The organism is Bacillus sp. ISL-75, assembly GCF_018613095.1.
Window position 1 is genome coordinate 13,335 of sequence record NZ_JAGGQX010000058.1, and the last position, 23,943, is coordinate 37,277.

20 protein-coding genes are annotated in these 23,943 nt (G+C 39.2%); 14 read left to right on the top strand and 6 right to left on the bottom strand.

Annotated elements, in window-relative coordinates; genetic code table 11:
- From J7E63_RS22175 to J7E63_RS22195, 5 genes are all read left to right on the top strand, one after another.
- A complete protein-coding gene (locus J7E63_RS22175) occupies nt 1–975 on the top strand; it encodes a 6-bladed beta-propeller (protein ID WP_215016577.1) in 975 nt (324 codons plus the stop codon).
- Between the two features lie 147 nt (nt 976–1,122).
- Nucleotides 1,123–2,712 (top strand): cytochrome c3 family protein, encoded by a 1,590-nt coding sequence (locus J7E63_RS22180; protein ID WP_215016579.1) that lies wholly within the window; start codon nt 1,123–1,125, stop codon nt 2,710–2,712.
- Nucleotides 2,713–3,046: 334 nt separating this feature from the next.
- A complete protein-coding gene (locus J7E63_RS22185) occupies nt 3,047–5,242 on the top strand; it encodes an Ig-like domain-containing protein (protein WP_215016581.1) in 2,196 nt (731 codons plus the stop codon).
- A gap of 587 nt (nt 5,243–5,829) precedes the next feature.
- Nucleotides 5,830–6,579 carry a YveK family protein gene (locus J7E63_RS22190; protein WP_215016583.1) on the top strand — a complete coding sequence of 250 codons (750 nt, stop codon included), beginning with the start codon at nt 5,830–5,832 and terminating at the stop codon, nt 6,577–6,579.
- Entirely contained in the window at nt 6,572–7,276 is a 705-nt protein-coding gene (locus J7E63_RS22195; RefSeq protein WP_215016585.1) for a CpsD/CapB family tyrosine-protein kinase, read from the top strand. Before J7E63_RS22190 ends, J7E63_RS22195 begins: the two co-directional genes overlap by 8 nt.
- 1,267 nt (nt 7,277–8,543) lie before the next feature.
- On the opposite strand, the gene J7E63_RS22200 is transcribed toward J7E63_RS22195, so the two are convergent.
- The gene (locus J7E63_RS22200) at nt 8,544–10,499 is read right to left on the bottom strand and encodes an SEC-C metal-binding domain-containing protein (RefSeq protein WP_215016587.1); all 1,956 of its coding nucleotides are present in this window, start codon (nt 10,497–10,499) and stop codon (nt 8,544–8,546) included.
- Between the two features lie 389 nt (nt 10,500–10,888).
- Between J7E63_RS22200 and prfB the strand changes: the two genes are divergently transcribed.
- Nucleotides 10,889–11,990, top strand: a protein-coding gene (gene prfB / locus J7E63_RS22205) for a peptide chain release factor 2 (RefSeq protein ID WP_215016589.1) whose coding sequence is annotated in 2 segments (ribosomal slippage) — nt 10,889–10,960 and nt 10,962–11,990 — 1,101 coding nt in all. Because the reading frame shifts where the segments join, the coding sequence is not laid out codon by codon here.
- A 157-nt stretch (nt 11,991–12,147) separates the two neighbouring features.
- Here the strand turns inward: prfB and J7E63_RS22210 are convergent.
- Complete coding sequence (locus J7E63_RS22210) at nt 12,148–12,525, bottom strand: hypothetical protein (protein ID WP_215016591.1); 378 nt, start codon at nt 12,523–12,525, stop codon at nt 12,148–12,150.
- Nucleotides 12,526–12,766: 241 nt separating this feature from the next.
- Between J7E63_RS22210 and J7E63_RS22215 the strand changes: the two genes are divergently transcribed.
- From J7E63_RS22215 to J7E63_RS22250, 8 genes are all read left to right on the top strand, one after another.
- Nucleotides 12,767–13,633 (top strand): YitT family protein, encoded by an 867-nt coding sequence (locus tag J7E63_RS22215; RefSeq protein WP_215016593.1) that lies wholly within the window; start codon nt 12,767–12,769, stop codon nt 13,631–13,633.
- Between the two features lie 52 nt (nt 13,634–13,685).
- Complete coding sequence (gene cccB / locus J7E63_RS22220; RefSeq protein ID WP_215016595.1) at nt 13,686–14,030, top strand: cytochrome c551; 345 nt, start codon at nt 13,686–13,688, stop codon at nt 14,028–14,030.
- A gap of 251 nt (nt 14,031–14,281) precedes the next feature.
- Nucleotides 14,282–14,968: a cell division ATP-binding protein FtsE gene (ftsE, locus tag J7E63_RS22225; RefSeq protein WP_215016597.1), complete on the top strand. Its 687-nt coding sequence runs from the start codon at nt 14,282–14,284 to the stop codon at nt 14,966–14,968.
- Nucleotides 14,958–15,851 (top strand): permease-like cell division protein FtsX, encoded by an 894-nt coding sequence (gene ftsX, locus J7E63_RS22230; RefSeq protein ID WP_215016599.1) that lies wholly within the window; start codon nt 14,958–14,960, stop codon nt 15,849–15,851. The genes ftsE and ftsX overlap by 11 nt, the downstream gene beginning before the upstream one ends.
- 206 nt (nt 15,852–16,057) lie before the next feature.
- Nucleotides 16,058–17,344, top strand: a complete 1,287-nt coding sequence (locus J7E63_RS22235; RefSeq protein ID WP_215016602.1) for a murein hydrolase activator EnvC family protein — start codon at nt 16,058–16,060, stop codon at nt 17,342–17,344.
- A gap of 151 nt (nt 17,345–17,495) precedes the next feature.
- A complete protein-coding gene (locus J7E63_RS22240) occupies nt 17,496–18,950 on the top strand; it encodes a S41 family peptidase (RefSeq protein WP_215016604.1) in 1,455 nt (484 codons plus the stop codon).
- Nucleotides 18,951–19,119: 169 nt separating this feature from the next.
- Nucleotides 19,120–20,313: a PDZ domain-containing protein gene (locus J7E63_RS22245; RefSeq protein ID WP_215016606.1), complete on the top strand. Its 1,194-nt coding sequence runs from the start codon at nt 19,120–19,122 to the stop codon at nt 20,311–20,313.
- A 293-nt stretch (nt 20,314–20,606) separates the two neighbouring features.
- Nucleotides 20,607–21,203: an NADPH-dependent FMN reductase gene (locus J7E63_RS22250; protein WP_215016608.1), complete on the top strand. Its 597-nt coding sequence runs from the start codon at nt 20,607–20,609 to the stop codon at nt 21,201–21,203.
- Nucleotides 21,204–21,299: 96 nt separating this feature from the next.
- Here the strand turns inward: J7E63_RS22250 and J7E63_RS22255 are convergent, their stop codons facing one another.
- The 4 genes from J7E63_RS22255 to J7E63_RS22270 all read right to left on the bottom strand — a co-directional run bounded on the left by J7E63_RS22255 (nt 21,300) and on the right by J7E63_RS22270 (nt 23,868).
- On the bottom strand, nt 21,300–21,644 hold the full coding sequence (locus J7E63_RS22255) for a spore coat protein (RefSeq protein WP_215016644.1): 345 nt from the start codon (nt 21,642–21,644) through the stop codon (nt 21,300–21,302).
- 30 nt (nt 21,645–21,674) lie between these two features.
- Complete coding sequence (locus tag J7E63_RS22260) at nt 21,675–21,950, bottom strand: ferritin family protein (RefSeq protein WP_215016610.1); 276 nt, start codon at nt 21,948–21,950, stop codon at nt 21,675–21,677.
- Between the two features lie 137 nt (nt 21,951–22,087).
- Nucleotides 22,088–23,146, bottom strand: coding sequence for an ABC transporter permease (locus J7E63_RS22265; RefSeq protein WP_215016612.1), 1,059 nt, complete (start codon nt 23,144–23,146; stop codon nt 22,088–22,090).
- Nucleotides 23,143–23,868: an ABC transporter ATP-binding protein gene (locus J7E63_RS22270; protein ID WP_215016614.1), complete on the bottom strand. Its 726-nt coding sequence runs from the start codon at nt 23,866–23,868 to the stop codon at nt 23,143–23,145. Before J7E63_RS22270 ends, J7E63_RS22265 begins: the two co-directional genes overlap by 4 nt.
- Nucleotides 23,869–23,943 lie beyond the last annotated feature (75 nt).

The window sequence follows — 23,943 nt, forward strand, 5'->3', positions numbered from 1 at the left end:
ATGAAAAGACGAAATGTGTATATCGGAATGGCACTCATTGCTATAGCCACGGCAGCGGTTTTTACTTTCCTCTTTCTTAATCAAACCAAAGCAGTCGATACTGGATTACTAAAGGTTCTTGATCCCAAAGGGGCACCAAACTACAGCCTGTCGCTTACAGGTGACTTTGATAAACCACTTAAAAAGCCGATGGATGTAACGGCAAATGACTCTTTTACCTATGTTTCGGATACAGATAATAAACGAGTACTGGCATTTGATGTCGGTGGCAACCTTCTCTTCTCGTTTGGAGAGGATGGAAGTGATAAGGGGAAATTTAAATTCCCTTATGGAATCTCGGTCGATGACAAGGGAAGAGTTTTTGTTGCAGATTTATATAATGGAAATATCTCGATTTTTGATGAAAAAGGAAAATTTATTGATTACTTTGCTCCACAGGCCAATAAAGATAAGAAGATTTCAGCTCCGGCGGCATTACGGATTATGGATAAAAAGGTATACGTAACAGATATTAAAGCCAACAAAGCCTATGTATTTGATATGAATGGTAAGTTACTCCTTGAAATCGGGAAGCCAGGTATAAAAGATGGTGAGTTTAACGCACCAAATGGGATAACAGCAGATGATGAAGGTAATATTTACGTAGTTGATACCGGAAATCAGCGCGTGCAAGTTTTCAATAAAACCGGGAAGTTTGTAAAAATTATTAATGGATCCAATAATGGAAAAGGTACGTCAATTTTTGTTAACCCAAGAGGAATTGGCTTCGATAGCCGAGGCATCATGTATGTTGTCAGCAATCTAACTCACGTGGTTTATGGGTTTGATAAAGATGGCAAAAAAATCTTCCAACTTGGCGGCATGGGTGAACAAAATGGTCAATTCTATTTACCAAATGGATTGTTTGTCGACAAAAACGACAATGTTTTCATCACTGACACAGTTAACATTCGGGTTCAAGTTTTCAAACAATAGGACCCAAACACCAGCTAAAAGTAATGAATTAGTTTCATAGCCTATTTCCTTCACATTTAAGGGGGTGGTACAGAAAAGCAAGCATCATATGGATTTTTCAGAGAGTAAATATCAAAAAAAGAGAGATTTATTTGGGAGGTTTCAAGAATGAGAAAGTTTAGTTTAGGTTTTCTGCTTTCAATCATGATGGTTTTCATGTTTGCAGCAGCAGCATCTGCGGCATCCGATGCAAACAATAATCCTGGGAATCACAACGCAAAAATGAATCCTGGAACAAAAGGAACAAGTCTAGAAAACGCAAACGACACTGCAAATGGTGTTGATACAAATGACGGTACTACAGCTAGTACTGTAAGAAAAAATTTAGCTGGTCACAATACACACACTTCTTACCAAAACAACACAAACTCTTGTGCAAGCTGTCACCAAACACATACTGCAAAAGGCGATCAATTACTATTTGCTGATGGTGTTTATCAAACATGTACTGCATGTCATGATGGTACTTTAGGTTTCTACAACGTATTCTCTGATGGCTCACTAACTGCTACCAGCGCTAAAACAACTGGTGCAGGTACTTTCGGTGGTTCTCACGGATCTTCTATGCACATGGCTAACGACACTGTGAAGATTAATGCAGCTCCTGGTGGGAACCCATTAGGTGATGCTGATAAGACAAAAGGAACTATGTGGGGAGAAAGCTTCAACTGTGCTAGCTGTCATGCTCCACACGGATCTTACTCTGATCGTTTATTACAATACAATCCAAACGGAATTGGTGCAATGCCAGCTTCTCAAGGTGGTATGCAATTAGAAAACGTTCCAGTAGTAGATGCTCTACCAGCTGTTGATGCTGCTGCTCCTGCTGTAGTATTATTACGTACAGAAGATGCTGTAGCTGATGCTAATGGTCATAAAAAAGTAACTGTAGCTCAATATAACAAAGGTGCTTCTACTTATACAAAATCTACATCTCCATGGTTATATGGTTATGACAACCGTACAAATGGTCTAACTTACTGGTCACGTTTAGTTAAATCAGATGATACCATCGCTGCTTACGGTTCAACATCTGGTGTTTATTTCTCTTACGACCATGCTGAAGCATATTCTACTTCTACTGCAGGTGCTGATGCACTAAAAACTGCAGGTAAAGGTTTCCTTGCTCGTCCTGTAGTTGTTAAAATGGCTAAAAACGGATTCGACGTTGTACAAAGTGCTTATTTTGCAGGTGCTCCTCTTGCTCAATTTGGAGGTAAAACTGAACAACAATTAAAAGACCTTGGCTACAAAGTAGGAACTGATACAGATAAAACTGTTACAAACGTCGGTGTTCAAATGTCTAAATTCTGTGCGGCTTGTCACACTGACTACCTACAAGCTAGCTCTGATGGCAAGAAATCTCACTTTGGTACTGCAACAGAAGCATACCGTCACAGCACTAACAGTGACAGCTACACTTGCGTACGCTGCCACTACAGTCACGGTACTGACGCATATATCATGAAGGATTCTCTTGGACGTACAATTGCTGACTTAACTGCAACTGGTGGACAATACGAAGGTAATGAGGCAGGAGCTTTAGGTTACATGCAAGACAACAACGCTTCTTCAGCTCTTAAGAAGTTCACTAATATGTCAGTATGTTGGGCTTGTCATAACAGCTCTCACGCTGAAACTATTAAGAACACAGAGCGTAATGCTGATCACCCAGTTGGAATGCCTACAGGCAATTAATAAAATAAGCTAACAATTAGCTGCAACTAATTATTAGCTCAATATGATATGACTGGAATAATAAGGTGTTATGCTTTAGCGTAGCACCTTATTTAATTACGATTATTTTACTATTTTAGTCACTGAATTGTCAATTTTCATACTTTACAAATATACTTTTAAAAGATTGAAATCCTCGGAAATACCTTTGTCATTAATCTGTATTTTTACAATCAATATATGAATATTTATTGAATAATAGCCCCTTCCACTAGTACCTTCATATAATTAGGAATAAAATAAATATAGAACAGCATTTTGCCACTGCATAAATAGTAGAAACGAGGGGTGCTAAATGAGAAAAAGAGGACTCCTGCATAAAACAAAGTTGCTCGTACTAGTCTTACTTGTTTTATGTATTCAAATATTTGGATCCTATCAAATATCGGAAATATCCGTTGTAAAAGCAGAAGGGACTGGAACCGAACCAAAGGTAACGATAGCAGTACCTGAATCAGGTGCTTATTTAAACACAGGTAGTGTAACCATTTCGGGTACAGTTGAAAATTTTACCTTAGGGATGTCAATCAGTCTTTTTAAAGGCTCGGAGCAAATAGGTACAACCACAGATGTTATTGACAATAGCTGGAGTATTCTGGATGTTGTTTTACCAGAAGGTACACATAATATAGACGCTAATCTTGTAGACGCTGAAGGGGTGACTGTTGCCTCCACGACTATAAATAATCTTACAATTGATCTTACACCGCCCGACATTACATTTGTGAACTTAGTTGAGGGTGCTTTTTCCAAATCTCGTTCTATTGAGTTAGCTACTGAACCGGATTCAACTGTGCAAATTTGTATGGGTAGCTGTGACTCGACTACTGGAACATGGGTAACCGTCCCCAAAGATAGTAATGGGAAATGGATTTATACTAATCCGCAGATGGCAGAAGGCACTCAAACCGTTTCTGCAAGAGCGATAGACCGTGCAGGGAATGAGGGAACACTGCAACGTATTACTTTTACATTAGATACATTACGTCCAAATATTTTAATGAACAGCATTGTTCCTACTTACACAGAGGATATGACGCAGGTTTCAATAAGTACGGAAATAAAATTCAAGGTTTCCGATGCAAATGCATTAAAGGAAACAGAAATTGACAAAAGTATTATAGTTACCAGTAATGGTAAAGATGTTCCAGGTGATGTCCAATATGACGAGGACACAAAAGAAATTTCATATATTCCATCAGTGAGACCCTTATTAAGGAGTACAAAATATAATGTTTTTATTAGCCCGTTAGGAGTTATTGATTCTGCTGGTAACAGCGCATTTCCTCGGTTTTGGTCATTTACGACGGAAAGTGCACCACCAATTAAAGATGAAGAGAGTGGACAGCAGCTTTATGGAATAGCTTATAACGGAGAAAATATTCACCGAGAAAGTCCGCATGCAGTATATGCAAATAATGTGAATGTATGTGTCAATTGCCATAGTACTCATGAAGCAAGTAATCCTAATTTATTAGATCAGAAGAAAAATAGTGGAAGTGCTAATAATGATTTATCTGTTGATAACTATTGCATGGCCTGTCATGACGGAACAGTTGCACCTAAGCCTGAAAATAGCCAAGCCACGCACAAGCATTCTGCGGCAATTGATATTTCCGGGAAACCGAGCGGCAGTTCCTGTTCAAGCTGTCACAATCCACATATAGAGCGGTCAGAGGGTAATCCTAATTTAGCACAGGATCATATTGTTTATACGCATGCTACTGATATTCAAAAGGACAACAAGCCCGTCGGAAAAGTAAGCAGCAAAGAACAACTATGTGAGTCCTGCCATGAATCGGGTCTTAGTGAACTAGTTGCCCAACCTGACGTTGAAATAGAGTATCGCGTCTTCCAATATAAAAAAAATATAAGTGCAATCGGAATCTATGAAGATTATGATCTATGTCTTCGATGCCATAATTTGAATACCAAAAATAAATATAATGGAATTGCTGATATCGCAAGCTTTTACACTAATTTGACGGAAGAAACCAAGGAAGAATTTGAAACAAACAATTCTGGATTATCCTACTCTAATAGGGAGATATCTATGGCTGAGAAGCAATTTTCCGGTCATATTATTAAGGCACAAGATGGAAGCCCTCTTGCCGGGCACATTCCATGTGCAGAGTGTCATGATACACATGGGTCTGACAATATAAAACAATTAAAAGAAAAATTGGGGCACGAGAATATACAGTCCTTTAAGGCTGAAGATACAGATATTAAAATTGTTAATGTGACAAATGATGGCAAGGACCGAGAGGTTAAAGTATTATCAGATGATAAAGAGATAGTGTTCTGTAAAGCATGTCATAATGGCACAACAGCTATTTATTGGGTTACAGGCAAAAAGTACGATCCAGAGCGTAACGAACATAAGCTCTATCCAAATAAGACCTGCTCTTACTGTCATGGCAGAGGCACAAATGACGTCGAAAGAGCTTTAGACGCTGCCCATGCACCAAAGAAAGGGCTTGTACCATAATCATTAAAATCGGGAGGACTTTCCTCTCGATTTTTTTATTGTTAAATAGGCCTTTCTTATGCCCAATTTTACCCATTTGTGTTATCGAGTTCTTAATTTAGAACCTAGATATTCTTCATATATGGATGTTTATTTAATTAACAGCTTGTAAACTGCAGATCTATTCAAAAATAGGTCTCTTTCTTTTTTTATAAGAAGGAAGATGAAAGGGGGACTTTGATGGTCAGGAAAATGAATTTTTTAAAGTAGAAATAGAGAAAGGAGTAATAAAAATGTCAATCAAAATGGGAAGTTTTAAATTGAGTCGCAAGCTATATCAATAGGTGAAAATAATGATGTAGATAAATTGTAAAACTTTTTTAAGATAACAATAATGAGGTCTGGGAATGCTTATGAATGTATGTATCTACTGTGAAAAAAATTGGTAATTAAACAAAAATTATAATTTAGATGCTGAATCGATTTGATAAAAATAGTTTTATAGATATAATATTTGACGAATTTCCGAACTATTAGACAAATCCCTAATAATTGAAACGAGCTATGATAAGATGTCATTGGCTTTATTAATATTTTGGGGGCACAAAATGGAAGAAAATATAGGTCTGAAAGAACTATTAGGTACAATTACAAAACGATTAGAGTTAATACTTTCTGTAGCATTTATAGCAATGATTATTAGTGGGATAATCAGTTACTTTGTCATAAATCCTACGTACCAAGCTTCTACACAAATTCTTGTAAATCAATCTAGAAATGAGCAAACACTTTACAATTACAACGAAGTGCAAACAAACCTCCAGTTAATTAATACATACAACGTGATCATTAAGAGTCCAGCTATTTTAAATAAGGTAGTAGATGAATTAAATTTGGATATAACAACTGCAGAATTAATTGGAAAAATTACAGTAATGAACGAAAAGAACTCTCAGGTGGTAACAATATCTGTCCAGGATAAAGACCCAAAAGTAGCAGCACTAATAGCCAACGAAGCGGTAAACGTGTTCAAAAGTGAAATTATTAAAATTATGAATGTTGACAATATAAGTATTTTAGCGAAAGCAAACTTTGAAAAAATTCCATCACCAATTAAGCCCAAACCTTTATTAAATATTGCAATTGCATGTGTAGTGGGTCTAATAGCAGGTGTTGGTTGTGCATTCCTAATAGAGTACTTCAATACAACATTTAAAAACGAGCAAGATATTGAGAGAATACTAGGGCTTCCTCTAATCGGTGTTATTGCACTGATGGATTACCATAGCATTGTAGAGAAAAAAACGCGCGTAGAATTAAGGAAATCTAAGCGAAGAGGAGAGACCTTTGGTGTTTAATTTTAAAAGAAGAAAGAAACAAAAATTTAATAATAGTAGAAATCTCATTACCGCAATTGACTCAAAGTCGCCTATTTCCGAGCAGTACAGGACTATACGTACCAATATACAATATTCTTCAATTGATCAAGAATTAAAAACAATTTTGGTAACATCCTCAGGACCTGGTGAAGGGAAGTCAACGACAACCGCAAACCTTGCTGTTGCTTTTGCTCAACTTGGATTAAAAGTTTTACTTGTAGATGCTGACCTTAGAAAACCAACTGTCCACCATACCTTTGGAGTTAGTAATCTATATGGATTTACTTCTTTATTAACAAGACAAATAACTATTGAAAAAGCAGTTACGGCCACAAATGAGAAAAATTTATTTATCATTACTAGCGGACCAATACCTCCGAATCCGTCGGAATTATTAAGCTCTAAAAATATGACACAGTTTATTCAGGAAGCAAGGGCAGAATTCGATTATATCTTTTTCGATTCCCCTCCTCTATTGGCGGTAACAGATGCCCAAGTTATTGCAAATCAGTGTGATGGGTCTATACTTGTTGTTTCAAGTGGCAAAACGGGGATGGAACCAGCAAAAAGGGCGAAAGAATTACTCGTGAATGCACAAGGCAAACTACTAGGAGTGGTTTTAAACAATAAAGTCATCCAAAAAAATGACCACTATTACTATTATGGTGCAAAATAGAGAAATCGCTGAGGTTCATGGTTTGTTCCAAGCATGCTCGACCTGCTGCAGACGGGAAATCCTGCTGAAGAAAAAGTCGTGAGTGCTGCTCATACACCTTAAATTAATGAACGCAAAAACGAGAGGGGAGCACCCCCTCTCGTTTTTGCGTTTAAAGCTTTTTTCTAAAACTCAATTTTCCTTCATCACTTTTCTAACTGCATCAATCTGTTTTAACTTTTCATCTTCATTATCTAGAAGCATGCTGACATATCGCGGCATCATTTCAAAATTCCCATTGTTTGTTGAGGTTAGGAAGAATAGATACATTAGATCCTTTTTTAACAGAGGAGATTTTTCGTAAGTAAGGAGATATAGTTCCCCTTTCTCCTATAATAGTCTCCCTCTTGATTGACCGTTATGTCCCCGAGCAGCGCACCTTTTATATTTTGCGTAATCCGCACTAAAAATTGGGTATTGGGATTTCTTGTATATTCTTTAATCCCAACTTCCCTTATTAACTCGCCAATAAAAATATGATCAACAGCATTCGTTAATATTCGTTTATCTTGATAATCATCCTTAAATGGATAGTGTTTATTAACAATAATCGCAGAGTCCTTTGAATCTAATAGTGTCGTAAAATATTTAATCGAGAAAATCTTTCATTAAACAGCCTTCCCTTCAAATAGCCTCCTGTTTCCAATTATATCTCCAGATCATTTAGTATTTTCTTTGATCTTGTGAATCTTTATGGAACAATATGTAATGGGAGTAATAAGGAAAATATTAAGTATTACTGCTTCTTAAATTCGCCCATTGAAACACCAGATTCGCCCACAAAAGCTCAATATTCGCTCATAAAACTCAAGGATTCGCCCATAAAGGTCAAAAATTCGCCCATTGAGGGTATAAGTCATTAAATAAATCATAATTGTCCGAGTATTGTAGTGTAATTTTACACCAAATGTCATTTTTATGAGCTTCTCCTTGAGTTATAAAAATATTTATTACGAAAAATAGGCTTTTTTTAATAGATCGCTTTGTTATTGGTGTTTTTAAACATTTTTTTCAGATTTAAAGCCATTCCTCTTGCTTTCAAATCCTAAATAATATAGTCTCTTCCTGTTAACGGAAAACGTTCGGAAATAAGGGATGGTTTTCAGCCCAATAAAAAAAGCCCTTGGTAACTCCCAAAAGAGCTGCCAAGGGCTTTAAAATCGGTTATTAATTACTTATCAATCATGATGTTGATGGAACTTCGCAAAAACACATCAGATATACTGAATTATTTACCTTTCAACCACTCAACCAACCCATCAATCCTCGTCCACAAATGCAAATGCATATCACAATAGACAATCGCTTCATTTTCATCACCAAAGCCGTAATAGTCTGGTGGATAAGCAGGCAGGCGTTTTTTGCCTATGAGGTAGTTAATCACATACTTATTTTCCTTCTTTGCTTCCTTTAGTAATTTGGCGGCTTTCGCAGTGAAGCCTCTTTCATGAATCTCAAGCAACAATTTATTGTATGAATCTTGGGCTGACTCCTCTTCATATTGGTAGAGCAAGTCACTAGCTTTCTTTGTGTCTCCCGCATCTAGGTAGGCTACAAACAATGAGTAACGAACGCCTTGGTTATCCATTGGATTTAGTTCCAGCAATTCTTCATATTGGAGGATGGCCTCGTTTATTTTTCCGATCAGAGACAAGGCCTCTGCGTAATGTAGTTTCGCACGCATGAAGGGTCTTGTTTCAATTAACCCCCAGAAGTGCCCTTTGTTCTCCTTGAAAAACGCTTTACCAAGTTCTCGTTCCCCCGCCTGGATGCCTTTTTCATAGAGCAAGATGGCTTCTTCGAGACTTTTTGTTTTTTCAGCAAGGATGACATAGGCATCCGAACAATTTGGATTTAGCTTTACTGCTTCTTCAGCCAGTTTATAACGCTGCTGGCCGTCCGATTGATAGGCGTCGTAAATTAAATTTCTAGCCCGCTCTTCATCCCGCTTTGAAACTTTACGAACCGGGCTTTTAGTTTTTTTTGATGAAGTATCGACAAGTGTCAGTGTTTGAACAGATGAATCCCGCATCGCTTCTGTTTTCCTTGATTCTTCAGCTGCGGGCGCGCTTTTTCTTGGGAAATCAATAACAGGTGCCTTTTCAAATGGCGACAGTAGGGGCGCTTCATCTAACCCATAAACCATTCCAATCAACTCGGCAATTTCCGGATGTAATACCGTTTCCAACTCCGTGAATATGGAGGAAACAGATCCAGTAGAAACACTATACAGCTTGGCGAGCTCCTTTTGAGTATACGCTTTTTCTAACGGTGCAATCGTTGACAGTAAATAATGGAGGGCGGCAACATACAGATTCGGATTTTGGATTCGCTTTTGCCTTTTCTGGCAAAAACTCAGCCAAAGAATAACCCCCGTGTCGACTATGGATGTCGGTACATCAAGAGATTCCAGCTTTTGCTTAAAGATATCGGCGACCTCTTTATAGATTGGTGCCGGCCAATCCATTTCATCGATTTCCAAAAAATTGCCGACCACCGGAAGTTCAGTCAAGACCTCCAGGAAAAAGTCAGTCAAGTATTCCTGGGGTGAGTCGTAATCTGCTTCGATACTGCTAACCTCAATGTATGAAAAAGCATCTTCAGGTTTTAGGTCTGGTAAATCAAAGGGAGATGGAAAGAAGACATAATTTTGGTCATAGGGAACTAAGATTCCTACGAAGAAGGAACCTTCTTCAAACGTGATAGGTACATTTGCAATGATTGCTTCAAATTCTTCAGAGGTAAAGCCGTCCTCCACCGTTACTCTATTATTTTCAACAGCCAGGATTTTTCCAGCAATCGTTCGAGCTTCCGCCCATGTTTGTAAAATCTTTCTTAATTTAGGCCGTTTAATTTTCCCAATCTCAGCCGCAATAAACTTCTCGATAATGGTTTCCCCATCATCTAATCCTTCAAAAAGAGTAAACCAAATGGCATGAATCAACTCATAAAATTCTCGTTCCTGTTCATTATCGATTTCAATCATTTCTTCAAGGACTTCGAAATCCTCTTGTATTTCTGGCCCGAAGTGATAGTAAGCATAATGGAGAATATGCTTTTGCAGGACGTCGATTTCACTATCAATCATATCGGTAATCGATACGGCTTCATTAGCCCCGCAGCACTTTTTATACTTTTTCCCACTTCCGCATGGACAAGGACCATTCCGGTTTATTTTCTCCAACTTATTCCGCTCCTTTGATTACCCTATTTATTTATCCAGCGCACTAATTGCATGATGTAGTATGTTCATTCATGTTAAAAGGTGAATTATGTATAAAATAGTTGAAATAAAGTGGATTTCATCCACTTTCCACTTAATTTAATAGTACCATTTTTGACAGGCAGAAATATAAAAATACTAATGAAATTTGATTGAAATGATATTTTATGTCTTGGATGATCCAAATAAAGATTTGTCGATCATTCCTTAACAAAAGGTTTGTGCTTTTTTAAGACCAAACTTTGAATTTTATACGGTTATCACGCTATAATGGTTAAGGAACTGACAATTGATTTTCGGTATAAAATACAATACAGGTCATATTTTTAATTTTTATAGAGGTGAAGAAAATGGAATTAGCAGAAATTCGTAATGAACTTGAAAGAACAGCTAAGAAATTAGCGGACTTTAGGGGGTCTCTTTGACCTTGAAAATAAGGAAGCGAGAATTGCTGAGCTAGATGATGAGATGCTGCATCCTGACTTTTGGAATGATCAGCAAGCAGCTCAGACCGTCATTAGTGAAGCAAACGGATTGAAGGACCAGGTCCATGAATTTTACAAGCTTAATGAGAGCTTTGAAAATTTGGAATTAACTTATGAGCTTGTTAAAGAAGAAAATGATGAAGAATTGCGGACCGAGTTGGAAGATGAGCTTGGGCAGCTTACAGAGCGCTTGAGTCAATTTGAACTGCAGCTTCTCTTGAGTGAGGAGTATGATAAAAATAATGCGATTTTGGAGCTTCACCCAGGTGCTGGCGGAACAGAATCACAGGACTGGGGCTCGATGCTGCTCAGGATGTATACCCGTTGGGCTGAGAAAAAGGGCTTTAAGGTCGAGACACTCGATTACTTGCCTGGGGATGAAGCAGGGATTAAGAGTGTTACGCTTGCGATCAAAGGTCATAATGCCTATGGCTACCTGAAGGCGGAAAAAGGGGTTCACCGTCTGGTAAGGATTTCTCCATTTGATTCCTCAGGCCGTCGCCATACTTCGTTCGTCTCCTGTGAAGTGATGCCTGAGTTAAATGATGACATTCAAATCGAAGTTCGGACAGAAGATTTAAAAATTGATACGTATCGTGCGACTGGAGCGGGTGGACAGCATATCAACACCACGGATTCCGCCGTCCGGATTACCCACCTGCCAACGAATGTTGTCGTCACTTGCCAATCAGAGCGCTCACAGATTAAAAACCGTGATGCGGCAATGAAAATGCTGAAATCTAAGTTATATCAATTGGAAATTGAGCGACAAGAACAAGAGCTTCTGGAAATTCGTGGCGAACAGAAGGAGATCGGCTGGGGAAGTCAAATCCGTTCTTACGTCTTCCATCCGTATTCGATGGTGAAAGACCACCGGACCAGTGCCGAGAGCGGAAATGTTCAAGCTGTGATGGACGGGGATTTGGATCAGTTTATTGATGCGTATCTAAGGTCGAGGATTTCGTAACATGGGAATTTTTTAAACAAGGATTTGAAATAAATGTAATAAGCCTTTGCTGACCCATTCGGCAAAGGCTTATTTTTTGGGATGTATTTGCCGATCATGGTGAAGGTTGTGTGATCGTTACTTTGTGGTTTAAGTGGATTTACCTAAAATTTTGAATTTACACTTCTGCAGAAAGCATTTCAAACATTTTATCATGATGTTCCAATTTGTTATCGATGTGTCTGAAATAACTCCTAAATTCCGTGGCATTATTTTTAACCGTATCCTCGAGTGAGTGAATACTTGCTTCTACTTTATCTAACCGTTGTTTCACACCAATGAATTCATTATCCATGGAATCAAACCGCTGATCCATAGCATTAAACCGCTGATCCATAGCATCAAACCGATCATCCATAGAATCAAGTCTAAGTTCAATTTTATCAAATCGGTCATCCATGGCATCAAATCGCTTATCAATTGCGGTAAAGCGATGATCAATTTTATCAAACTGTTGATTCATTTGTTCCATCATTTGTCGTAACAACTGCTCCAACGGGTACACCTCCTTTTCAACATATTATAACATTTATTGATAATATTTTAGCAAAACAAATGACAGCGCATTCAATCATAAATTCCTTATCAAAACCCCGTTATTGGCAATTGCTAATAAAAATTTTAACCCTTTAACACGTCAACTTAATGCCATTTACACCAAAATTTGCCCGTGCTATACTCACTTCGGTTGATAGAAATTATTACTGAAGAATCAATTTTTTGAGGAGAATAGATTTATGAATATTTTAAGTCATCTTACACTAACCTATCCAAAAATGAGAATGGCGATAGATTATCTATTTGTTCTGATTGGAGCGGCGATTATTGGTCTGACATTTAACGTTTTCTTACTCCCGAACCAAGTGGCTTCTGGCGGAGTTAGCGGCATCAGTACGATTCTAAAAACGGTGCTGGGGTGGGAACCAGCCTATGTACAGTGGGCATTTAATATACCCTTGTTCATTGCTGGTATTGTGTTTTTAGGGAAGCAATTTGGCGTCAAAACGCTAGTGGGAACGATTTTTTTACCGTTCATTGTTTTTTTTACCAAAAATTTAGAGCCATGGACCAATGATGCTCTACTCGGGGCTTTGTTTGGGGGAATTGGCGTAGGGCTCGGTCTGGGGATTGTTTTTAGGGGAAAGGCATCCACTGGCGGGACCGACCTCGCCGCGCAGATTATTAATAAATATACAGGTTTTACCCTGGGCCGTTGTGTCGTCATAATCGATGGATTAATCGTGCTCACTGCTGCCATTGTGTTTGATATCGAGAAGGGATTGTATGCATTGATAGCCCTTTATGTGACTAGCAAAACGATTGACCTTGTTCAGGTTGGCTTTGGAAGATCAAAAATGGCGATGATCATTACAAGTAAACAAGACGAAGTTCGTGCAGGTATTTTGAATAAAATTGACCGTGGTGTGACAAAACTATCAGCATATGGTGGTTTTACGGACCATGAAAGGCCAGTTCTGATGTGCGTTGTCGACCAAACGGAGTTCACAAAATTGAAACAATTGGTCAAAGCCCTTGACCCATCTGCGTTTGTGGTCGTTATGGATGCAGCAGAAGTGTTGGGAGAGGGTTTCAAACGGGCATAGGATTGGTATAATAGTGCATTTATGGTAATATTTTCAGAAGGGGGTACGGGTAATGAAGAAGAAGCTACTTACATTGTTAATGGGAACAGCATTAGTTATGGGACTTGCAGCCTGCGGAGGCGGCAATGACGACAAGGGAACGGACAATGGAACGGACAAGGGAACGGACACTGTTACCAGTGATGCCGGAGCAAAGATTTTCGACCAAAAATGTTCTGGCTGTCATGGCGGTGATCTTACGGGTGGTATGGGACCAAACTTAACAAAGGTTGGCTCAAAGTACTCTAAGGACGACATTTTAGGTATTATAAAAAATGGTAAAGGTCAAATGCCGGCAAACGTTGTTAGCGGCGATGACGCGAACCAAGTTGCTGAATGGCTAGCAGCTAAAAAATAAAGGTTTCAAAAACGTTCTATTTAGAAAAAATAGAACGTTTTTTTTTGCCCAAAACGCAAACTTTGTCGGGTTTTGTAATTCTTTGAAAAGAAACTGTAATATTTTTGCCGCTTTTTTTAGCAATTTATGATGTTATAATAGGATTATGCGAAATTATGCACATATTTTTTGTTATCCTAGTCCATTTTGCAAATAAATAAAGATTATTGTCGAATCGCAATTCGAGAAGTCTTTAAATAAAGGTGATAAAAATGATAGAACTACAAGATGTATATAAAAAGTACCCGAATGGGGTTTCTGCCATAAATGGGATAGACGTCCGGATAAACCAGGGCGAATTTGTCTATGTCGTTGGACCAAGTGGTGCTGGAAAATCGACATTCATTAAAATGATGTATCGTGAGGAAGTTCCGACTTCAGGGACCATCACAATGAATGGTGTCAACCTCGCAAAATTAAAGATGAAAAAGGTACCCATTTTCCGCCGGAATCTTGGCGTTGTCTTTCAGGATTTCAAGCTGTTACCACGGTTAACAGTCTATGAAAATGTAGCTTTTGCCTTAGAGGTTATTGAAGCGCAGCCGAAAGTCATTAAAAAAAGAGTGATGGAAGTTCTCGATCTTGTAAATTTAAAGCATAAGATAAAAATGCTGCCAACAGAGCTTTCTGGTGGTGAGCAACAGCGTGTTTCTATTGCCCGCTCGATTGTCAATTCACCGAAAGTGGTCATTGCGGATGAGCCTACTGGAAACCTTGACCCGGAAACATCATGGGAAATCATGAAAATTTTTGAAGAAATCAATACCAGGGGAACCACGATCGTTATGGCAACCCATAACCGAGAGATTGTTAATACATTGCAGCATCGTGTTATTGCCATTGAAGGTGGAAAAATAGTACGTGATGATGAAAGAGGTGAATACGGTTATGAAAATTAGAACAATTGGCCGTCACGCTCGAGATAGTTTTAAAAATATTAGTAGAAATGGCTGGATGACTTTTGCATCCGTTAGTGCTGTTACCGTTACCTTGATTTTAGTTGGTGTCTTTTTCGTTATTATGATGAATCTTAACAGAGTCGCACAAACCATTGAAGATGATGTGCAAATTCGCGTTCACATCGATGTTGCTGCAACCCCAAAAGATCAGCAAACCTTAAAAACGGAGATTGAAAGAATTCCTGAAGTAAAAAGTGTGACTTTCTCTTCTAAAAAGAATGAACTAGATAATTTAGTAAGCAGTCTTGGTGAGGAAGGCAAGTCCTTTAAACTTTTTGAACAGGACAATCCTTTAAACGATGTATTTATCGTAAAAACGAAAAAACCAACAGATACGATGGAAGTTGCTAATCAAATCAAACAATCCAATTTTGTTGCCAAGGTAAAGTATGGCCAGGGCAAGGTTGAAAAGTTATTTAAGTTTATTAAAGCAAGCCGCAACGTCGGGGTTGTTTTAATCATCGGCTTATTCTTTACAGCCATTTTCTTAATCTCTAATACGATTAAAATTACGATTATTGCAAGACGGAGAGAAATTAAGATTATGAGATTAGTAGGAGCAACGAATACGTTTATTCGCTGGCCGTTCTTTTTGGAAGGATTATGGCTCGGTTTTCTTGGGTCCATTCTGCCCATTATCCTGATTGCGATTGCCTATTATCGTGCCTATGATTACATTGGCCCTAAGCTAGAGGGGACTTTTATCAAAATCTTGCCGTTTGATCCGTTTGTCTATCAGGTTTCTGGCATTTTGATTTTAATGGGCGCATTAATCGGTGTTTGGGGCAGTTTGATGTCCGTAAGAAAATTCTTAAAGGTTTAACTAGATAAGCCAAAGCACCTATTTAGTGCATTTGATTAGATCAGGAAGGGCAGTCTTCATGTCCTTCCTGATTTATTATGAACGATCAGATTACTAGAATAAACGCATGAGAACCATCAAAAGTTTCGTACACAACAACATTCGTTCACACAAAGATAGAGAACGATTTAACCTGTACATAGAGAGAATGGGAGGAAAAATCGGAAATGAAGAAATATGTAATTACTATTGCCGTTGCAACGACGGTCGGGCTGGGAACAATTTTTGGCGGAGTAACAGTTAAAACAGAGGCCGAATCGATTTCCGGATTAAAAGGCGAACAAACTAAAATTCAAAACCAACGTTCTGATATAAAATCGGATATTAATCAAGCTAACAATAAGATTAACACCTTACAAAGTCAGCAGGCCGATGTAAAGAGTGAAAAGAAACGCCTTGACTTTGCAATTGATGATACAACTGACAAAATAAATGATAAGACTGAGAAGATCAAAAATACGAAGGCCGAAGTGGCTAAACTCCAAGCTGAAACAATAGTCATCAAGGAGCGAATTCAAAAGCGTAATGTGCTTTTGAAGGAACGTGCCCGCAGTTACCAAGAGAATGGTGGAATGGTTAGTTATTTGGATGTGTTAATGGGATCCACAAGCTTTAATGATTTCATTGACCGTGCCAACGCAGTAGCAACCATCGTGCAGGCGGACCAGGATATTTTAGAACAGCATGAGGCCGACAAAAAGGAGCTTCTCGAGAAACAAACGCGAGTAGAAACGAACCTTGCTAGCCTCCAGAAGATGCTTGTAGACTTAAAAAATATGAACCAGCAATTAAGTGCACAAAAGAAAGAAAAAGAAAAACTATTAGCCAGCCTGAAAGAACAGGAAGAAGAAGCCCATGAAGGTATGCTGGATATGCAGGAGAGAGAGCAAATCCTTGCGGCTCAAGAGGCAGCCATTAAAAGGTCAATCCAAAATGAGCGAGAGCGTCAGGCAAGAGAAGCGGCTCAAGCTAAAAGTAATCAATCTAAAAGTGGAAGCAGCGGGACCTCTTCTACTTCAAGTGGAAGCAGTGCATCATCTTCTGCACCGAGGGTTTCAAGTGGCAGCTTCACAAGACCAGCACCTGGGGTCATTACTTCGACCTTTGGAGCCCGTGGTGGATCATTCCACTATGGTTTTGACATCGCAAAACCGGGCGATAATGTACCAATAGTCGCTGCTGCAGATGGGGAAGTATATGTTTCGCATTACTCATCAAGTTATGGAAACGTAGTGTATATTTTGCATAACATCAATGGTCAAACCTATACCACCGTTTACGCACATATGAGAAGAAGTTTGGTGGGAGCAGGTGCAACCGTGAAAAAAGGACAACAAATCGGTGTTATGGGTAACACGGGTGATTCCAGAGGTCAGCACTTACACTTTGAACTATACAAAGGGCGTTGGCAATATCATGCGGCAATCAATCCATCAGGGATTGTACCGCTATAATAATGAAATGGGAGAAGTTCATACTTCTTCCATTTTTTTATTCAATCATAACTCGTCCACTCCTAACATATAAGTTAATATTCGGGCAGGAATTTGGAGCCTTGTTATAAAAATAGATAGGACACGCATTTTTAACTCGAGGAGGATTGGGATGAATCGTAGATGGATTGCCCTGTTGATGACGGGTTCGCTTCTGACAGGAGCGGGGGGCACATATGCAGGAATGCAGTTATTAGATGATAAAATCGGAAACAAGAAGCTTGAGTTAGTGCAATCACCAAAAGATAATCAAATAATTTCCGAAGAAAATACAGCTGATCTTGAAAAAGTAGAGCAGGCCTATGACCTTATTTTAAGCAGGTATGTTGAAAAAGTGGATCAGGATAAATTAGTAGAGGGTGCGATCCAAGGGATGCTTTCAGTCTTAAAGGATCCGTATTCCGTCTATATGGACAAGGAAACAGCCAAACAATTCACACAAACTTTGGAATCCTCATTCGAAGGGATTGGAGCCGAAGTTGGAATGGTTGATGGGAAAATTGTGATTGTCTCACCATTCAAAAATTCCCCCGCTGAAAAAGCAGGCATCAAGCCGAATGATCAAATATTAAAGGTGAATGGAAAAAGTGTGGAAGGACTTGACTTGAATAAAGCAACGCTAAAAATCCGCGGCAAAAAAGGCACAACGGTTCAATTAATGATTGCGAGAAAAGGGTTAAAAGATCCACTAGCCATTGATGTCACACGTGATGAAATTCCACTTGAGACCGTACATGCTTCCATTAAGAAGCAGGATGGCAAAAAGGTTGGCTATATTGAATTAACCTCCTTCTCTGAAGATACGGCCGCTGATTTTGAAAAGGAATTATCGTCCCTCGAAAACAATGATATTAAAGGATTAATTATTGATGTACGTGGAAACCCTGGCGGCCTTCTGGATAGTGTCGGTGAGATTTTAAAAGAATTTGTACCAAAGGATAAGCCATATGTCCAAATCCAACAGCGAAACGGTAAGAAAAAACGTTACTTCTCGACGCTATCGAAGAAAAAGGATTATCCAGTGCTTGTCCTTGTCAACAAAGGCAGTGCCTCCGCATCGGAAATTCTCGCAGGTTCACTGCAAGAGGCGGCAGGTTACCAGCTCATCGGAGAAACAACGTTTGGAAAAGGCACGGTTCAACAAGCTGTCCCAATGGGGGATGGCAGCAATATCAAGTTAACGTTATTTAAATGGCTGACCCCAGATGGAAATTGGATCCACAAAAAGGGAATCCAACCAGATGTGGCCGTTAAGCAACCGGCCATATTCGCCACCCATCCCATTCAAGTGGAAGAGACACTGGAAGAGGATATGAACAATGAGCAGGTTAAGAATGCTCAAGAAGTGTTGGCTGGTTTAGGATTTGCCCCAGGTCGGACGGATGGATACTTCAGCAAGGAAACGACCATGGCCGTAAAAGGCTTCCAACTTCATGTTAACATGAATCCGACAGGAAAAATCGGCCCCAAAACAGCTGCCAAACTTGAAGAAGCTGCGATTGTTGAAATGAAAAAAGAAAAAAACGATCTCCAGCTGCAAACGGCATTGAGATTAATTACCAAATAGTAAACAGGGGCTTTAGCCTCTGTTTTTCTTTTTGGGTAGTAACTGTCACAACATTTTTGCCATTTTCTAAAAACTAGCAATATGTTTTATGGTTCTAATTTGGTAAAATAATCTTTAAGAGATTTTTTTATGATAAATTACTAGAATTAATAGAGGCAGGTGGCAGGAAATGGTGGAAACATGGCTTGTGGAACTTCTAAAAGGGACAGGCAAGTTATTTCTTCATCCTGTTTTATACTATCTTGTTTTCCTAACAGGGATTTTAGGTGTTACAAGAGTGAAGCGTGAGCGAAAAAACTTTCATATTCGGGCACATGATGCCTATTTTGAACTCCGCCAGTTATTTCCGCAGGGAGTTCTGATCGGACTGGTTCTTTCTATTATTGTTGTTGCGGCAGGCATCGCCGTTCCAGTTGCAACAATTCTACTGATTGCTGTCTTTACGTTTTTGTGGTCACTGACAACAAATGTTCGATGGATATCACCTGCATATACAATTGGGGCTGCCTTTTTCACGATTATATTGATTGCTGAGAATGGTTGGTCGATCCCGCTCTTTACGAAGTCGTTTCAAGCACTGGGTGACAAGGTGTATCCTTCTGTTGTCGTTGTGCTTGGACTGATGTTAATTGCTGAGGGGATCCTAATTTTTAAAAATGGCGGAAAGGGGACCTCACCTAAACTTGCCAAAAGCAAACGCGGTCAAAACGTAGGGTTGCATGAAGGAAAGCGCCTCTGGATGCTTCCATTGTTCTTACTTATACCAGGTAATGCACTGCAACTTCCATTCGATTGGTGGCCAGTCTTTCATCTGGGATCACAAGAGTACTCACTGATTCTGGTGCCATTTGCAATTGGCTTTCACCAGAAAGTCAAAGGGATGCTGCCCAAAGTTGCCATTCAGCTTCATGGGCGCCGAGTAATCGCCCTTGGGGTTTTCGTTACATTACTTTCTGTCGCAGGCTATTGGTTGCCGCTCAGTTCGATCGTGGTAGCGGCTCTGGCTGTCCTTGGCCGTGAATTGATTACATTAATGGCAATGATGAAGGATGATAATCTCCCGTTTTATTTTTCAAAAAAAAATCAAGGCCTGATGATTATTGGAGTCATCCCTGAGTCCCCTGCAAGTAAAATGGGTCTGCAGGTTGGTGAAATCATCTCAAAAGCAAATGGACTGTTGGTTCGTGATGAAAAGGTGTTCTACGAAGCCCTGCAAAAAAATCGTGCGCACTGCAAGCTAGAGGTCCTTGATACCAATGGAGAGATCCGCTTCCTCCAACGTGCCCTTTACGAAGGTGACCACCACGAACTGGGCATCCTCTTTGTTCAGGATAAGCGCAAGTATGATGAGAAAATAGGATAACGATGGTGCCTGACACCATATTCAAAAAACCACTTAGCCAAAAATTGCTAAGTGTTTTTTTATGTTCTTTATTGGGTAATCTAATTGTGTAAAAAACAAATAAGATTATTTCGTTGACAAGATGCATTTTATATTATAAAATTACTTTGAATTAGAGATATATTAATTAATAATATTCCAATTCAAGATTACACTGTAATATTGAGTAGGATTATGTCCTGCCAAAAGTGTTTTGTTTATTATGAACACTACGTAACTCTTTAGATAAAAAATTTTTATAGGTGGTGTTGAAGTTGGGTTTTTTAGGTAGACTATTTGGTGATTCAACAACAAAGGAGGAAAAAACAATGACAAAATTAAACATTGGTATTATTTTAGGTAGCACACGTCAAGGACGAGTAAGCCCACAAGTAGGGGAATGGGTGAAAGGGATTGCCGACAAACGCGGCGATGCAAACTATGAAATCGTTGATATCGCGGATTTCAATTTACCATTCTTAGGCACAACTGACGGTTCAGAACCTGGTATCGCTGAATGGAATGGAAAACTTGCTAACTTAGATGGCTTTGTATTCATTGTTCAAGAATATAACCACAGCATCACTGGTGCATTAAAAAATGCCCTTGATTTTGCACGTGAAGCATGGAATGACAAAGCTGCTGGAATCGTAAGCTATGGTTCAACAGGCGGAGCTCGTGCGGCTGAACATTTACGTGGGATCATGGGTGAATTAAAAATTGCTGACGTTCGCACACATCCAACATTGTCATTATTCACAGACTTTGAAAACGGCAGTGTATTCAAGCCAGCTGAATTACACCTTACAAATGTTAATGCTATGCTTGACGAAGTGAATGCTTGGAGCGGAGCATTAAAAACAATTAGATAATAACAAAGAGGGGGGGATGATGACTCATCCCCCCTTTGTTGTATTTTGAAAACAGTTGGATAAAGATGAACCTGGCATCAAGGATGCCAGGTTGCGTTAATAAGGAAATTGGGTTGAATAATTGCTAAATTGTTGATAAGCCTGGTCAAGCTTTTGCTGTTCCTCGGCTTCAAGTTTGTACCAGCCATTTTGGAACATCAGGTTATACAACTCGCGGCAGCTTTGGTGCGTCTCGTTTAAAATTTGTAAGATATCAGCATGAAGTTGTTCATGACTTGCTTCACGAACGGCAATGTTCAAGCTATCCGTTAAATATTTACAAGTACTGAGCCCATCATTCAAGTAGTCACGGTCATTCATATTAGGTCCTTTAACTTTTGGCAATTGTCCGGTTTGCGGATTAGCGATTTGATTATTGTTTTGCGCTTGTTGGTTTTGCATTTGCACGGATGTACCTCCTCATGATGGTGTTTAGTTGACTTGTGAAGGACTTGGTATGTTCGCCATTGCTTGATTATTGTTCACTTGCAGGTGAGGGAGCAATCGATTAAAATGATCCTGGTGCATCCTCCCAGCTTTATCAAGTGCCTGCTTGATAGTTGGATTTTCTGCGTTTTGTGCAAGGGAATGGAACTTTTTGAAAGCCAAAAGCTCCCATGATAACGCATCTTTTAAATACATTAAATCTTTCGTTGTAATGGCGCGAGGCGGATTTGGAATCGGTATTTGTGTTTGTGTTTGATCCATGATGGTCTCCTTTAATTAAATTTATACTTCAATGTTTAGAATGAACAAACGGTTCATCCGTTATTCTGAAACCTTCTAGGGAGACACTTTTTTACATAAAAAAACCAAAGGATGTGTGTCCTTTGGCTGTCAATTGATTATAAGGATCGATATTTTTTCAATGAAAAGATATTCAAAACAATGAAAATAGCGGCGAAGATCATTAAGGCAAGAAGGTCCCCGCTTATATCACTTAAACTAAACCCTTTATACATAACCCCTTTTAATGCGTCTCCTGCATAGTACATGGGCATCACCTTTGCGACTGCCTGTAACCAATCGGCCATTTCTTCAAGCGGAAAAATTCCTGCAAAAAATATTTGAGGTATAACTGCAATCGGGATAAACTGAATCATTTGGAATTCTGAGGCTGCGAAGGTCGATAACAGGATTCCAAGCGAGAGTGCCACCAAAGCTAAGACCAAATTAATGAGGAGCACATTCCATATCGACCCGACAAGGACGATATCTAATACATTGATAGAATAGAATACAACGATAATCGTTTGAATCACTGCGAATAGTCCATAGCCAACCAAGTATGCGGTAACGATTTCCCATCTCCGAATTGGAGTAGACATCAGCCGTTCCAATGTGCCTGTTGTCCGCTCGCGTAATAAGCCAATTCCTGAAATAATAAAGACGAAAAAGAAGACAAAGAAACCAACTAAGATCGGACTTAACACATCAAAAAAGACGGTGTCTGAATCACCATAAACGTAGTTTATATCGATATTTTTCGGTGTCATCGCAGGCGCTTTTCCGGAGCTTTGCATCATAATCTGTGCTTGGAACTGTGCTGAGATTACTTGGTTTACCTTCATTTGCAGCGCTTTGGCTTTTGTAGGATCGTCATTCCGAAGTATCAGCTTTATTTTTCCATTTTCCTGCTGCAGCAGTCCGTCAAGGTCGTCATTTAGAATGGTATGGTTTGTTACTGACTTGTATTCTTTAACGTTAATGTCTGCCTTTTTAAAGGCGGTTGCTAACTCACTATCAATGCCTGTGACACCCAATTTAGGATCGACGGTGTTGCCGTTGAATAAAAAGTACATCAGGGTCAGAATCAGTAGTGGTGCCACAAATAACAAGGCTAAGGTGCGTTTGTCCCGAAACATCTGCTGACAAATTCTTTTAATTAGCGCAAGTACTCTCATGATTGTTTCACCCCTGCCTTCAAGAATACCTCATCAAAATCGTCTGTCCCGTAGAACGCCTTTAATTCTGCGGGCGTTCCACTCGTTAAAATGCGGCCGTCGCGGACCATAGCAACATAATCGCATTTCACTGCTTCATCCATAACGTGGGTGGTGACAATGATTGTTTTTTGCTCTTCATTTTTCAAACGTAAGAATTCTTTCCAAATCGATAACTTTAATTCGGGATCAATGCCGACAGTTGGTTCATCTAAGATTAATATTTTAGGGTCCTGAATTAAGGCAATTGCTAGGGATAAGCGCCGTTTCATCCCCCCAGAATAAGCAGCTACCCGTTTCTTTAAGTCATCTGTCAGGTTTACTAAGTTGGAAACATAAGTGATTCGCTTTTTCTGTGCTTCTTTATTTAACCCGAATAGTGAAGCGAAAAACTTCAGATTTTCTTCACCTGTTAATTCGCCATACAAGGCGTCCGCTTGGGCCATATAACCAATTTCCTGAAGTAACGCAAGATTTGGCATTTTCTTATCTAATACATGAATCGATCCGGTATCCGCCTTATCCATCCCAACAATCATTTTAACAAGGGTCGTTTTCCCTGCCCCTGAAGGTCCAATCAACCCAAATAATTGACCTTTCTCAATGGATAAGTTGACGTCATTTAAAACGGTTTTTTTTCCAAAGCTTTTGCTGACTTCTTCTACTTTTATGGTTGAATCCATCAATCATTCCCCCTAGGATTGTTGACGCGGTTATGATTTTATTTTACAACTCAGTGAGAGATAAGCAATAAACAA

Coding starts and splice junctions, on each gene's coding strand:
- cccB (WP_215016595.1), top strand. CDS start 13,686: ATGAAGAAGAAGCTACTTACATTGTTAATGGGAACAGCATTAGTTATG.
- J7E63_RS22235 (WP_215016602.1), top strand. CDS start 16,058: ATGAAGAAATATGTAATTACTATTGCCGTTGCAACGACGGTCGGGCTG.
- J7E63_RS22265 (WP_215016612.1), bottom strand. CDS start 23,146: ATGAGAGTACTTGCGCTAATTAAAAGAATTTGTCAGCAGATGTTTCGG.
- ftsX (WP_215016599.1), top strand. CDS start 14,958: ATGAAAATTAGAACAATTGGCCGTCACGCTCGAGATAGTTTTAAAAAT.
- J7E63_RS22270 (WP_215016614.1), bottom strand. CDS start 23,868: ATGGATTCAACCATAAAAGTAGAAGAAGTCAGCAAAAGCTTTGGAAAA.
- J7E63_RS22245 (WP_215016606.1), top strand. CDS start 19,120: ATGGTGGAAACATGGCTTGTGGAACTTCTAAAAGGGACAGGCAAGTTA.
- J7E63_RS22190 (WP_215016583.1), top strand. CDS start 5,830: ATGGAAGAAAATATAGGTCTGAAAGAACTATTAGGTACAATTACAAAA.
- J7E63_RS22255 (WP_215016644.1), bottom strand. CDS start 21,644: ATGCAAAACCAACAAGCGCAAAACAATAATCAAATCGCTAATCCGCAA.
- J7E63_RS22260 (WP_215016610.1), bottom strand. CDS start 21,950: ATGGATCAAACACAAACACAAATACCGATTCCAAATCCGCCTCGCGCC.
- J7E63_RS22180 (WP_215016579.1), top strand. CDS start 1,123: ATGAGAAAGTTTAGTTTAGGTTTTCTGCTTTCAATCATGATGGTTTTC.
- J7E63_RS22215 (WP_215016593.1), top strand. CDS start 12,767: ATGAATATTTTAAGTCATCTTACACTAACCTATCCAAAAATGAGAATG.
- ftsE (WP_215016597.1), top strand. CDS start 14,282: ATGATAGAACTACAAGATGTATATAAAAAGTACCCGAATGGGGTTTCT.
- J7E63_RS22240 (WP_215016604.1), top strand. CDS start 17,496: ATGAATCGTAGATGGATTGCCCTGTTGATGACGGGTTCGCTTCTGACA.
- J7E63_RS22175 (WP_215016577.1), top strand. CDS start 1: ATGAAAAGACGAAATGTGTATATCGGAATGGCACTCATTGCTATAGCC.
- J7E63_RS22185 (WP_215016581.1), top strand. CDS start 3,047: ATGAGAAAAAGAGGACTCCTGCATAAAACAAAGTTGCTCGTACTAGTC.